The 13,773-nt window shown below is 40.4% G+C and carries 9 protein-coding genes and 2 CRISPR repeat arrays; of the genes, 6 read left to right on the top strand and 3 right to left on the bottom strand.

Annotated elements, in window-relative coordinates; genetic code table 11:
* Positions 1 to 39 precede the first annotated feature (39 nt).
* A CRISPR array of direct repeats spans positions 40 to 1,249; the repeat unit is 37 nt; unit sequence CTTTAAGAGCTACTTCCATTAAAACAAGGATTGAAAC.
* Positions 1,250 to 1,382: 133 nt separating this feature from the next.
* Positions 1,383 to 1,927: direct repeats of the CRISPR family, unit length 37 nt; unit sequence CTTTAAGAGCTACTTCCATTAAAACAAGGATTGAAAC.
* A 704-nt stretch (positions 1,928 to 2,631) separates the two neighbouring features.
* Both Q0954_RS29420 and Q0954_RS29415 read left to right on the top strand, forming a co-directional pair.
* Entirely contained in the window at positions 2,632 to 3,666 is a 1,035-nt protein-coding gene (locus Q0954_RS29420) for an XdhC family protein (RefSeq protein WP_299463960.1), read from the top strand.
* Between the two features lie 305 nt (positions 3,667 to 3,971).
* Positions 3,972 to 4,142, top strand: coding sequence for a hypothetical protein (locus Q0954_RS29415; protein ID WP_299463958.1), 171 nt, complete (start codon positions 3,972 to 3,974; stop codon positions 4,140 to 4,142).
* Between the two features lie 325 nt (positions 4,143 to 4,467).
* Here Q0954_RS29415 and Q0954_RS29410 read toward each other — a convergent pair whose 3' ends face one another.
* Positions 4,468 to 5,292 carry a hypothetical protein gene (locus Q0954_RS29410; protein WP_299463955.1) on the bottom strand — a complete coding sequence of 275 codons (825 nt, stop codon included), beginning with the start codon at positions 5,290 to 5,292 and terminating at the stop codon, positions 4,468 to 4,470.
* 418 nt (positions 5,293 to 5,710) lie between these two features.
* Between Q0954_RS29410 and dapB the strand changes: the two genes are divergently transcribed.
* The 4 genes from dapB to Q0954_RS29390 all read left to right on the top strand — a co-directional run bounded on the left by dapB (position 5,711) and on the right by Q0954_RS29390 (position 9,956).
* Positions 5,711 to 6,433 carry a 4-hydroxy-tetrahydrodipicolinate reductase gene (dapB, locus tag Q0954_RS29405; RefSeq protein ID WP_299463952.1) on the top strand — a complete coding sequence of 241 codons (723 nt, stop codon included), beginning with the start codon at positions 5,711 to 5,713 and terminating at the stop codon, positions 6,431 to 6,433.
* A 595-nt stretch (positions 6,434 to 7,028) separates the two neighbouring features.
* Positions 7,029 to 8,225, top strand: coding sequence for a signal peptidase I (gene lepB, locus Q0954_RS29400; protein WP_299463949.1), 1,197 nt, complete (start codon positions 7,029 to 7,031; stop codon positions 8,223 to 8,225).
* 324 nt (positions 8,226 to 8,549) lie between these two features.
* The gene (locus Q0954_RS29395) at positions 8,550 to 9,125 is read left to right on the top strand and encodes a DUF3109 family protein (RefSeq protein ID WP_299463945.1); all 576 of its coding nucleotides are present in this window, start codon (positions 8,550 to 8,552) and stop codon (positions 9,123 to 9,125) included.
* Between the two features lie 318 nt (positions 9,126 to 9,443).
* Positions 9,444 to 9,956 (top strand): hypothetical protein, encoded by a 513-nt coding sequence (locus Q0954_RS29390; RefSeq protein WP_299463943.1) that lies wholly within the window; start codon positions 9,444 to 9,446, stop codon positions 9,954 to 9,956.
* Between the two features lie 262 nt (positions 9,957 to 10,218).
* On the opposite strand, the gene Q0954_RS29385 is transcribed toward Q0954_RS29390, so the two are convergent.
* Both Q0954_RS29385 and Q0954_RS29380 read right to left on the bottom strand, forming a co-directional pair.
* Complete coding sequence (locus Q0954_RS29385; RefSeq protein WP_299463940.1) at positions 10,219 to 11,559, bottom strand: cytochrome P450; 1,341 nt, start codon at positions 11,557 to 11,559, stop codon at positions 10,219 to 10,221.
* Positions 11,560 to 11,754: 195 nt separating this feature from the next.
* Positions 11,755 to 13,008 carry a SpoIIE family protein phosphatase gene (locus tag Q0954_RS29380; protein WP_299463937.1) on the bottom strand — a complete coding sequence of 418 codons (1,254 nt, stop codon included), beginning with the start codon at positions 13,006 to 13,008 and terminating at the stop codon, positions 11,755 to 11,757.
* Positions 13,009 to 13,773 lie beyond the last annotated feature (765 nt).

Below are 13,773 nucleotides of genomic sequence, written 5' to 3'. Positions count from 1 at the left end.
ACGGTACATGTAACTAGTTTCGTCTAGGTACTCCCAGATCTTTAAGAGCTACTTCCATTAAAACAAGGATTGAAACTATCGGGGCGGTAATCCCCGGCGCGGTGCTGGTATTTCTTTAAGAGCTACTTCCATTAAAACAAGGATTGAAACGTGTGCACTCCTTACCCCTTAATCCCTGTTAGATAACTTTAAGAGCTACTTCCATTAAAACAAGGATTGAAACAGTACCAAGCGAGCTAATCGAGAAATTAGAAATAGCTTTAAGAGCTACTTCCATTAAAACAAGGATTGAAACCGCTTCCAGAAACATTTCGATGAGTGTGGGCATTATACTTTAAGAGCTACTTCCATTAAAACAAGGATTGAAACTCTCTATATCAATATCTCCATATATAACATTGCCAACTTTAAGAGCTACTTCCATTAAAACAAGGATTGAAACTTCTATAGTACAAGCAAGCACCACGACGCACCAGGCACTTTAAGAGCTACTTCCATTAAAACAAGGATTGAAACTACTTTTGTTACCATTATTTCTCGTACATTTCCATCTTTAAGAGCTACTTCCATTAAAACAAGGATTGAAACGCATAATTCTCTTTAGTCTGATTAAATTGCTCAGTCACTTTAAGAGCTACTTCCATTAAAACAAGGATTGAAACGCTATAGTCTTATCATCTATCCCATACTCGTCCCTTCTTTAAGAGCTACTTCCATTAAAACAAGGATTGAAACAGCCTATTGGGTCCACCCATGGCACTTACCAAAGAGCACTTTAAGAGCTACTTCCATTAAAACAAGGATTGAAACATTAATAGTTAGTATTAATATCTTCCTCGCAATAACTTTAAGAGCTACTTCCATTAAAACAAGGATTGAAACTATTTCGGTGAATTTAAATCGGTAGCCGTCGGTAGACTTTAAGAGCTACTTCCATTAAAACAAGGATTGAAACCGCGGCCTATGTTGGTTATTCTTTCGCGTATCCTGATCTTTAAGAGCTACTTCCATTAAAACAAGGATTGAAACTCAACGTTAGGGGCTCCCCCAAGAAAAGAACCTTGCTTTAAGAGCTACTTCCATTAAAACAAGGATTGAAACAGCAAATCTGGGGGCTCATAGACGGGGCAGCTCAAAAACTTTAAGAGCTACTTCCATTAAAACAAGGATTGAAACTTGTATTTTTCAGCTTGCTTAGGACAGCCTACCCAGCTTTAAGAGCTACTTCCATTAAAACAAGGATTGAAACGTAGCAATGGGTTTCGATCGGTTGGTGAAGACACACAACCGAGGCGGGGACGGTAATTTTTAAAAAAGCTGGGTAGAGTATAACAGGATTGAAACGGGTTAAAAACGGTAAAACAGATAGAAAGGTAAAAAGTCTTTAAGAGCTACTTCCATTAAAACAAGGATTGAAACTTCCATTTCTCCAATTCTAATAAGTGCTTGATTTCTTTAAGAGCTACTTCCATTAAAACAAGGATTGAAACAACAAAACAACGCTTATCAAAAATGCTAGAGCAGAAACTTTAAGAGCTACTTCCATTAAAACAAGGATTGAAACCTTAGTTTTTGAACCAACGCTATATACATCTCACGCTTTAAGAGCTACTTCCATTAAAACAAGGATTGAAACTGTGGACAAACAGTGAACGACACGAAGCAGGTCATGCTTTAAGAGCTACTTCCATTAAAACAAGGATTGAAACTGCACATGTTCTGGTTCCTTACCAAACAGCATCTTGCTTTAAGAGCTACTTCCATTAAAACAAGGATTGAAACCCAACAAGGTGGCGCTTACAAAGTTGAGAGCTGATTCTTTAAGAGCTACTTCCATTAAAACAAGGATTGAAACTCAGTTTTTTTCATATTAAAGAATTAAATGCTCTGCTTTAAGAAGCATATCCATTAAAACAACTTTTGTACTTATAGTAAATGGGAAACACTACTCTACCCAACATTTCTTAAAAAACATCATCCTCGCCTCGCCTGCTCCGAGCTTGTCCTCAGGGGTTGCGTGTCTTCACCATAGCCGTCAGGTTAAGAAGAGCATAGTAAAAAATCACTTAAAAAATACCGTCACCGCCTCAGCGAGTGTCCCCACGCGCTGATCGAATCGCCAAAACTTGGGCACTGAAAAATGTTTCAGGGGCAAAAAAATAGTAGCCTGACGGCTATGGTGTCTTCACCAATTGATAAATCCCGCTGTACGGGGGCGATCGAAACCCCAAAACAAGTCGTTTTTTGGGTGTGTGGGTGGTTTGATTTGTGAGGACACAAATCAGGGCGAAAAATAGTAGGGTAGAGTAGAGACACACGATTGCCTTTAAGAAGCATATCCATTAAAACAAGGATTGAAACACATACAAAAGCGCTATAACATAATATTATGTTAAGTATTCAAGAACCATATCCACTAAAACAAGGATTGAAACTAGTAAGCCCTCGAAGCCTGTGTATATGGGTAACCCCTTAAGAGCCATATCCATTAAAACAAGGATTGAAACTGCCCTGCCCCGCAAAAAGCGACGGTTTGTTTTTATTCAACGTAGGTCAAATAATATTGTAGGAGGTTGAGTTGCCAACAAATAGTCGTTATATTACCCGTTACAACAAGCAATCATTACAATTATGCTGGATATATTTACCCAAATTGAGGGCTGGGTCGAAACCCGCAAAAGTTTTGCCCTGGCTACTGTAGTAGAAACCTGGCGTTCGGCACCACGTATGGCGGGCGCAGCTATGGCGGTGTCTGACCAAATGGAAGTAATTGGGTCGGTGAGCGGAGGTTGTATAGAAGGTGCCGTGATAAAAGAGGCACTGGAAGTAATTAAAAGTGGCACGCCCAAGCTGATGAAGTTTGGGGTGGAAAACGAAGATGCCTGGGCGGTAGGATTGAGCTGTGGGGGCAAGGTCACGGTATTTGTAGAGCGTTTTATGGCCATGCAAGCATCAGAAAAGGCGGTATGGGACGCCTTGCAACAAAACATAAGAACCAATAAAGCGGCGGTGTTGCTGAGCCAACTATCGGGGCAACAAAGTAAACATTTGCTGGTGCAACCCAAGGGCGAGGTACAAGGTGAGGGCGCCAGCGAAGCATTGCTAAAAGCCGCCCAAACAGTTGCCCAAACCCACCGTCATCAAATTGTACACCACCAAGACGAGCAGTGGTTTGTCCAGGATTTTCCAGAAAAAACCCGCCTGTTGATTGTGGGCTCGGCGCATATTTCGCTCGACTTGATCGACCTGGCAAACCAATTCAACTTTGAAACTATAGTCATAGACCCACGCCAGATTTTTACCGCCAAAACCCGGTTCTTATCACCACCTGCCCACCTGTACCACGCCTGGCCAGCGCAGGTATTGCCCAAGCTGAGGCTCAACCACGATACTTATGCGGTGTTGCTGAGCCACGACCCTAAAATAGACGATCAGGCATTGCATTTATTGCTCCGCTCAGAGGTAGCCTACATTGGGTGTTTAGGTAGCCGTAAAACCCACGCCAAGCGCCTCAAACGTTTGGAGGAAGCTGGTTTTACCTCCGACGAAACTGACCGTATTTATGCGCCAGTGGGGGTAAACATCCACGCCAAAACTCCGCAAGAGATTGCCTTGAGTGTAATGGCACAAGTAGTAGAAGTAAAAAATAACGAGGAAGTGGTGTAATAACAAGCTAAGGAATGGTGAGAAATTAAATTACCATTCTTGAGGTAGAGGTTTTGTTTTGAGACGAGGCTATTTTTTGCGCCCATAGCAGCGCTACGGGCAATAAAAATAACGAAGTATCAAGGCGAAAAATCACCCCTCAGAGTGTAAATTTATTTTTGAACAATTCCTAAGGAATGGTGTAAAAATAAATTTCTATAGTAACGCTAAAATATTTTGTTGCTAGACGAGGCAAAAAATCGGCTCATAGCATCGCTATTCGTCTATTTTTTAACAAAGTATAGCCTCAAAAGATGAGGTTAAAAATGCGTATTTATTTTGGTACCATTCCTAAGCATAAGCAGAAAGCAGGCATTGCCTGGCAGCCACAAGTGCCTCTTCTGATGGTTGTTTCACTGGAGAGACTAACTCATTTGAATGACAAAAAAAATCCCGGTGAGGCTTTGCGCTTCACCGGGATTTTTTATTTATTTTAAAAACAATACTCCGCAGTGATTTTAGCCAAAGTTGACTACCGATTAACTTCGTTGAGCACCGATATACATCGGTATCTAAGGACTCGCCAGAGGCTCGGTTATCAGTAGGTTATGATTTTAAAAACTATTTAATTGTACGGCGTAGACCTAAAACTGGAACCCTTTTAAAAATAAAGCAGGTACACAACTTTAGTATAAACTACTGATTAACTTCGTTGAGCTCGCCGTAGCAGAGCTACAGGCTCGGTTTACAGGGCTTAATAAGGTAAATATTTACTCGAATCAGCTATGGACTACGGACTAAATACTATGGACTATTGAAAAACTATTTTTCTTCTTTTACCGAGGTAGGTTGTCCGTCTATAAACTCAATGATTTGCACTTTTTTGATGCCCAGGCTTTTTAAGTATTTTCGGAATGCCTGAGACTCTTCGAATTGCTGGAAGTTACCCAACAAACGGTAATAATCGTTGGTTTTGTCATTGTCGCCAATGCGTACCTTGTAGCTCACCCCTTTGGTGTTTAAGCTTTTGGCTTCGGCCTGTAGGGTTTGCGCCAAAGCATCTGCCATATTTATTCGTTGTCCGTCTTTAAAAGCTACTACCCAGGCTTTTTGTACGCCTAGTTTCAGCAAATAATCTCTCAATGTTTTGGCAGGCAAATAATGATTAAAAAAACCCAAAGTATGCTTCAGCAAACCACCACGTTCTTCGAGTTTGTATCCCCGCACATTGTTTTGGCGGTATACGTCTTGCTGTTGTTTCTGAAAAGCCCCTATTTGTACCCTAAACACAATACCTGTAGCGGCAATCAAAGTATTGGTATTGCCCCCAGGCTTTCTCTTAAGACATTCGGCAAGTTGTTTTTCCAGGTCTGCTACCCTCAACAACAATACTTCTTTCAACTGTTCAAAATCGTACTCTTTTCCTCTTGCTACACGGTAAAGCTGGCGATAAGACGATAATTCTTTTTGGGTAGACGCCAACGTATCTTTCAATGCTTTGAGTTTCCATGGGTTACGCCTTAAGTCTCTGGCTTCGCTTCTCAATGCTTTTCTTTCTTCGCGCGATAGTTCAGGAATGGTGGCCTGAAACGCCAGCAAAAATACCCCAGCGAAGAGTAGTAAATACTTTAAATTGGATAGTTTCATAATTTTGAACCTTATTAATTGCCAATGTCTAAATGGTTTAAACTTTGGGGCGACAAGTGGCGGTTATGTTTGTACTCAAAAAAATCTAAACAACCACTTTTTGTATTAAACTCAAGATGAGTAGGTGGTTAAAACTTTGTTGATAACACATGCGCTTTTGCAAAAATAAGAAAATTTGATCATTCAAAAACTTACCCTTTCAAAAGCACCCATTGTATCAATATTTGGTGTACCGTTTTTACTATACGAAATTAAGAATCCTAAAGTACATTATTTTATCAGATCAATCTCCTAAATGTAAGGGTTTTATGAGACTTTATTCAAAAGAAAGTCCAAAAATCTTGCAAAGCAATCAAGCGCCATATAGTTTTAGATTTTATTCAATATTCATTACCTGGAGATAAAAATATACTAAAATATGCGAATTGTTTTAATTGGCTACGGTAAAATGGGCAAGGTCATAGAAAAAATTGCCCTTCACCGAGGTCACGAAGTGGTAGAACGGATAGATGTAAGCAATGGGCACCGCCTCAAAGAGCTTACCCGCAACGACGCTGACGTGGCTATAGAGTTTACCCAGCCTGAGTCGGCGTATATCAACACTAAAACTTGTATAGAACAAGGCATTCCGGTGGTATCGGGCACTACAGGTTGGCTAGAGAAAAAACAAGAGGTAGAAGCTCTTTGCCGGGCAAAAGAAGGGGCGTTTTTTTATGCCTCTAACTACAGCGTGGGGGTCAATTTGTTTTTTCAACTAAACAAATACCTGGCACGCATGATGAAACCCTACACCGACTACAAGGTAAACGTGGAAGAGATTCATCATACCGAAAAAAAAGACGCACCTAGTGGCACCGCCATTACCCTTGCCGAGGGTTTGTTGGATACCTTTACTGAGAAAACCAAGTGGATCAATGAAGCGAGCAATCAACCCCATGAACTGCCTATAGTATCGCTGCGCGAACATGATGTAAAAGGAACCCACACTATTCAATACACATCAGACATCGACGATATAGAAATTAAACACACGGCACACACCAGAGAGGGTTTTGCCAGTGGCGCAGTAATGGCTGCCGAGTGGGTACACGATAAAAAGGGGGTATTTGGCATGGCTGATATGCTCAACCTGGAAAAATAGGCACAAAAAAAGGCTGAAGCCAAAGGCAGGGAAAAGCGGGCTTTTTCCCTGCTTAAAATTATGAAATATGCCAGTTATACATTAAACTTGTATTTACTTGATTGTAAATGAACTGTTTAGGGTGTAATTGATCAAATACTCCATACTACTAGTACCTTAAACATTAAGTAAATGCGCTATTATTTGGGATGAGTTTTGTTTTCTGACGAACTTCAAAAATCGCGCATAGCCTTAGCTACGCAAGTTTTTTTAAGTAAAGTCAGGGCGCAAAAATCGCCGAAATAATGGGTTAGGTATTTAGTATTTAAGGTACTAGACATTTTGGCTCAAGCTGGCAGTAAAGTAGTGCAGTCGGTAGACTTTTAATAAAAACAGCTTTTTATACCTGTCAGGTTTTGAAAACCTGGCAGGTATGGGTAGACTTCTCTTTATTATAGGTTTTAAAATACTTGACGCAAATACTAAATTTCAACTGCCTATACTAAGACACTGCCAGCGGCGCGTCCGCCTCGAGTTGTGTCTTCACAACCGAAAAATGTATAGTAGTATGCAAATACTCTCAAAGTTTGTTTAAACTTGTTAATCATATAAAAGTATGAGTGTACCACCAATTTCAAATCCAGACAAGGATTTAGACATTGTTCCCCAAGAAAAACAAAAGAAAAAACGTTCGAGTTTTAGCACCTGGGTAAGAACCTTTTTTATCGCTTTGTTACTTGCCATTGTGGTCAAAGTGTTTTTTCTGGAAGCATTCGTCATTCCCTCCAACTCTATGGAAGGCACGCTCAAAACAGGAGATTTCATTTTTGTAAACAAACTACACTATGGTCCCCGTACCCCCCAAACCTGGCTTCAAATACCGCTTACCCACCAAAGCATGCACATTCCTGGGTTGGGTACCCACAAAACTTATCTTGATGCTGCCAAGCTACCTACTACCCGCTTGCCCGGCTACAGTAGCATCAAGCGAGGCGACGTAGTAGTGTTTAATCACCCACCAAGCAACCACCCTGTCTCCCAAAAAACCCATTATGTAAAACGTTGCGTGGCATTGGCAGGCGATACAGTAAAAATAGTGGACATGCAGCTGATTGTCAATGGGCAAAAACAAGGTTCTAGTAGCAAGATCTTATATCAATTTAATTTTGGTACCCAAAGCAAAGGGGGCAACGAGGTATTGGATAAACAAGGTATCAGTTATGAAGAAGTCAATGGCGGAGGCTATCGCTTTTGGGCAACCCAATCACAAGCCAATAACTTAAGTCAAAACAAGAAATTTTCGGCCAACGGTGACAAGCCTTTGCTCATAAGAGCCAATAAAGAAGTTCGCAATCCACATATTTTTCCTCAAGACGAGGCTTTTGACTGGAACGAAGACTTTTTTGGTCCTTTGATTATTCCCAAAAAAGGGACAGTAATGCCTATGATTTCCCGCAATGTTATTTTGTACAAAGACTTGATTCAACGCTTTGAGGGTTTGAAAAAAGGACGGGTAGAAATCTACAAAAACCAGTTGTTGATTGATGGCAAGGTACAAGAGCGTTATACTTTCAAAAACAATTACTATTTTATGTTAGGCGACAGCCGCCACAACTCGCTCGATTCGCGTTATTGGGGGTTGGTGCCCGAAAACCATATTGTGGGCAAGGTAGCCTTTACTTTATTTTCGCTCAGGCCCAACGTACCTTGGTTGAGTACCTCCTCTAGGTTGCCATCTGGGATAGGCAAGTACAAAATCTATCCAAACTTTAGTAAATTTCGCAAAAAACGTTGGTTCAAGGCTGTAAAATGAATTACGAATTGTTTAATTACGAATTACGAATGAATAAATCACGAATGGCTTCGCCAAATTCGTAATTCTCAAACTCGTAATTTCTAACGGACGTGAAGATAATTACAAATGGATCAATTACAAACGGCTTCGCCAAATTCGTAATTCTCAAACTCGTAATTCCTAACGGACGTGAAGATAATTACAAATGGATCAATTACAAACGGCTTCGCCAAATTCGTAATTCGTAATTCTCAAATTCGTAATTCAGTCATTCGTAATTCCTAACCAAGGTATTGCGACTTGTCCCTGTAGAAACTGCTGACGATAATAAAAAATTAAAACATGCTAGTTGTAGAAAATACCTATATAAGTGACGATGTCATTGAAAACTTTTTTGTTTGTGACTTAGAAAAATGTAAGGGGGCTTGTTGTGTAGAAGGTCATCTGGGTGCCCCGCTCGAAGAAGAAGAACTACCCAAAATTGAGGCTGTATACGAAAAAGTAAAGCCTTACCTGACTCCTGAAGCTATAGAGGTGATTGACAAAGAGGGCTTGTATATCAAAGACCATGAGGGAGATTACTCTACCTCCACTATCAACGACCAAGAGTGCGTTTTTGCTTATTACGATGACAAAGGGTTTTTGAAGTGTGGCATAGAAACAGCTTACCTCAATGGTGAAATAGACTTTATCAAACCGATCTCTTGCCACCTTTACCCTATTCGCATTACCAAGCTAGATATAGAAGAGGCGTTGAACTATCATCGTTGGCAAATTTGCTCGCCTGCCTGCGGACACGGCAAGGCTTTGGGGGTGCCTTTGTACAAGTTTTTGAAAACTCCTTTGGTACGTCGCTATGGCGAAGATTGGTACAAAAAACTAGAGCAACAAGTGGCTGACAGGGAAGCAGGGAAGTAACTCTGCCCAAACAATTGTCAATACACAGACAATCAAAACATTGAATTGGTTTTGTTCTTTTGAATTATTGGCTCTGATGGTTTGCCATACACCCTTGCAATTTTTGGCAAAAGCAGCTATATCTTCAATAAAATATTTAACTTTCAATTAATTATGTACGAATAGGGGCTATTTTGCGTTTTTGTTATTGAATACCAAGCTTATAGCATAGAGTGAAATGTGTAACCTATTGCCCTCAAAAATAAGAGTGCTTCATGCAGTTTCACCTCGTCCCTTCATTAGGGAATCAGACAACTTTTAGAAAAATTAAATAATAGAATGAAAACTCTTTTTAAATGCTTAATTCCGCTGGTTTGTTTGTTGTTTTGCAACTTTACATACCCCACAAACGCTCCTGTCAAACCTAAGATAAAAACAGAGGATGTTTTTAAGAAAATATCTCAAGATATATTTAAGGTGTTAAAAAACAAGAACTTCAAGGTATTGGATAAGCTTACACCCAACCGGGCTATATTGGCAGAGGTAATGAAGAGAATGCCAGAAAGGGACAAAGAGCCCTGGAAAGAGTTTAGTTACCAAGAGCTGGAACGCAAGATAAACGATGCCATAAAGAAGCAAGTAAAGCGCCTACATGATGACTCGCAGATGTACGGCAGCGATTTTTCAAAAATAAGAATGATTCGCCACTCCCGCCCTCGTTTGAAAAAAGAAAAAGGCTTTGAGCAAGCCGAAGGTAGCCTTACCATTAGCAATAGTGGCAACATTATGAATGTAAAATACCACTTGGTAAAATACAAAGACAAATGGTATTTGATGCGTATTTGGCACTAAAAGCTACGTTTTTCACTTAAAAATATTGATACTAAGCCCGTGATTAATCACGGGCTTTTTTTATTGCTTGTATTTAAAACCTCAAGTTACGCAGGCTTACTTTGTCGTCTTAATTTCTATGGTGAGATTGGTTGTATTGCGGCATTAGTTATGCAACGCATCGCGCAACCATACAGCCATAGAACAATAAATATAAATAAGCAGGCTTGGAACTTACTGCGTAACATCAGTTAAAACCACTTGTCATGATTAGCACAGCACTCTAGCTCAACCACATCTGAATCCCATTTTTGGGACGCAAAGTAATCAAAGGTTCCATTTCTATAGATTGGTTTTCGACCAACTCAAACTTAAAATTACTCAACAACAAAGGCAACAAAAGCTGCATTTCCATCATGGCAAAGTGGTTGCCAATACACATGCGCGGACCTGCACCAAAGGGTAAGTAATAGTGTCGGGGACGCTCTTTGACTTGTGCTGGGGCAAACCTTTCGGGGTCAAACACTTCAGGATTTTCCCACAAGTCGGGGTGATGATGCAAACCATAGATTTCGCAAGCTATGATGGTATTTTTCGAAATCTGATGGTCTTGCCATTGGTCGGGCTCAATGGCATACCTGCCTATGCCCCAAGCTGGAGGGTACATCCGCATGCTTTCTTCTATTACCTGACGGGTATAAGTAAGTTGTTTTAGATCGGCAAATGTTGGCAAGCCCCCTTTTAATACATCCTGGGCTTCTTTGGTTGCTTTTTGGGCAATGTGGGGGTGTTGACTCAGCAAGTACAACGTCCAGGACAAGGCATTGGCAGAAGTTTCGTGCCCCGCCGAAAAAATAGTAATCAACTCATCTCTGAGCAAATCAACTGGCATAGGCTCGCCAGTATCTTCATAGCGGGCATCCATCAACATTTGCAAAAAATCGGGGTAAGTCTTGCTGTCCTGACGGCGATCTTCTATCAACCGATTGACCATGCCTAACATAGTGTCCCGTTCACGGTTAAACTTACGCAAGCTACCATCGAGGTAGTTAAGGGGAATATTCAAAGGATTCATTACTCGTTTTACTACAAACTCTTGTGCATAAGAAATCACCCGGTATATTTCTTTCAGGTCGCCCTCTACATCGGCACTAAACAATGAACGCATCGCAATTTTTGCGGTTACTCCCATCATCTCTCTGGCAATGTCTACCACTTGCCCCTTTTTTTGGCTTAAATCTTCTAAATACTGCTGAGCTACAGTGGTCATTGCCTCAAACAAGTTCTCAAGGTTTGTTTTATGAAAAGTAGGTTGGGCAATGCGTCGTTGTTTTTTCCAAAGCTCACCTTTGCTCGTGATCAGTCCTTGCCCCAATAGCATAGCCAATTGATCGTAAGTTTGGTCTTTGGGGTAATTTCTATGATTGGTCTGTAATACATGTTTAATGAGTTCAGGGTCGGCAGTCATGAGTACCTTACTGCCTGGTACCGCCACATAAAACGTATGGCCTAAGGTTTGGCGTTTTTCTTCAAAAAAAAGTAAGGCATTTTTCTGTAATTCAAAAGCGCTTTTAAACAACCAGTGTCCCTGATAGGTGGGTATTTCTTGAGTGGTAAATGTCATTTTATATTTATTATTAGTGGTTGGTAATTGTTTCTTTACTGTTATATGGTGGGCAATGAAGCAGCGTACCAGCATTTGGCATCAATGACAGCCAACATAGTCAGGCAAATTTGCAAATATAGGGCTCAGTGAAGTAGCAAACCAAAAAAATTTGATAAGATTCAATGACCAGTACAACACAACAGGCAGGCAGATTCAGAGCTTTACCCCAATCACCAGTATATCGTCTACTTGTTCCTGGTTTCCTTCGGTAATCCAATCAGTCAGGGTATGGTCTAATACCCGTTTTTGTTCCTCTACTGGTTGGTCGTGCACCGAGTGTAGCAAATTACGAAAGTTTTTTCGTTGAAATTTTTTGAGTTTTTTGCCCCCAAACTGGTCTTGGTAACCATCCGAAAACATATAAAGACTCAAGCTTTGACTGTTAGAATAGTCAATTTCATGTTTTTTAAACACCCTTGGCCCTTTCTCCCAATCCCATTGAGCCCCCCCTACCGCTACCTTATCGCCTTTGATTTGGCACAACTCCCCATCTTGTACATACACCAGAGGATTGTGGGCTCCTGCAAACTGAATCTTTTTATTGGTTTTATCTATTACACACAGCGCCATGTCCATTCCATCGTAACTGGTGGTTTCATTTTGTCGCAAAGTACGCTGGATGTTTACGTGAATTTCGTTGAGAATTTCATCGGCGTGTAAAATCTGATGGTAATGAATAATGCGTGACAAGACAGAGTCACCCAGAATCGCCAAAAAAGCCCCTGGCACCCCGTGTCCGGTACAGTCAATGGCTGCTACTACAACCTTGTCGCCTACTTCTCTAAACCAGTAAAAATCTCCGCTTACAATATCGCGAGGCTTAAAAAATATGAATGAGTTGGGCAACGACTTCTTAATTTCTTCAGGGTTGGGCAACACTGCTGCCTGAATGTTGCTGGCATACTCGATGCTGTCCAGAATATTCCGGTTTACTTGCTGCAAATCAGAGGTTTGTTGTTTGAGTACCTGACTCACGTCTGCCAATTTTTGGGTTTTATTTTCAAGCAAAAGACGTTTTTCTTCTATTTCGTGTTGGTATACTTGCGAGCGTACAATAGACTTGATACGGGCATGTAGCACCAGATCGCGGGTGGGTTTGGTGATAAAATCGCAGGCGCCTGCCTGTAAACAAGCGGCTAATATCGACGATTCACGACTTTTCGTCAGTAATATGATGTCCGTTTCTTTGTAATGTACGTTTGTTTTTATTTGTCTTACTACTTGCACTGCCTGAGCACCTAATATGCTTAAGTCAAGCATTAATACAGGAAACACACCCTTTGCCAGTTGGTCAAACAACTGACGAGGTGTGTTTACATAGGTAAAATCATAGGCTTTGCTATCTGCCAGGCGGTTTATCTGGTGAATGAAGAGCGGGTCTTTGTCCAGAACAAGAATATTGGCCATGGGGTAGAGTAAATTTAAAAAGTAGGTAGCTGCAAGTAATCAGCAACAAGCTACAAGTATTGTCTAATTGTGCTTTAGCACTTATTTTATTTAAAAATAGTAATTAGGAGTGTACGAAGTCTTGTAATCAATTGATAATAAGTATTTTGCAAGGTTAAAGCGGACAAAAACAAGGTTGTTTTCACTTTTAAAAGGCGGCGTATACGCTCATGTTTGCTCTTTGCTAGGGCGACCATTCCGATAAATCGAGAACTTCCATTGCATTACAGCAAGGGTAGCCCCTACAAATTAACGCCTTGATTTATATGTAAATACTTGTATATCAAGGATTTTAAAAACTTCGTACAATCGTAAATAGTAATACAGAAAAACGTGTTCACTATTTGTTTGGTACTTGTACAAAAACCCTGCTCGCTCCGATGTAGTCTTTGACTGAAGCAAAATAAAGCTTTTGTACATGACTTATAATCATAGGTGGCACCAACATTACTATAATACAATTATACATAAAAATACAATGGTTTTCTATTGATTTTATACAAAAACAGCCTTAAAAACCATTATAAAAATATACATTTATGACTACGAGTCACTATTTGACTTAAAAACACTAAATACGCAATGATAGCAACTAAACAAGATTCTTGGTTTCAGAATATTACCACAGTATTTCGCCAACGAAAAAAACTTGACTACTCCCCAAGCTAAAGCAAAGGGGATTCTCACCCAACGCATAACCCAATGGTTCACGTTAACGGATAGAGG

It is taken from the genome of uncultured Microscilla sp., from assembly GCF_947493425.1.
Taxonomy (GTDB): domain Bacteria; phylum Bacteroidota; class Bacteroidia; order Cytophagales; family Microscillaceae; genus Microscilla.
Note: the sequence above shows the minus strand (reverse complement) of the source record. Positions and strands in the feature narration are given on the sequence as shown.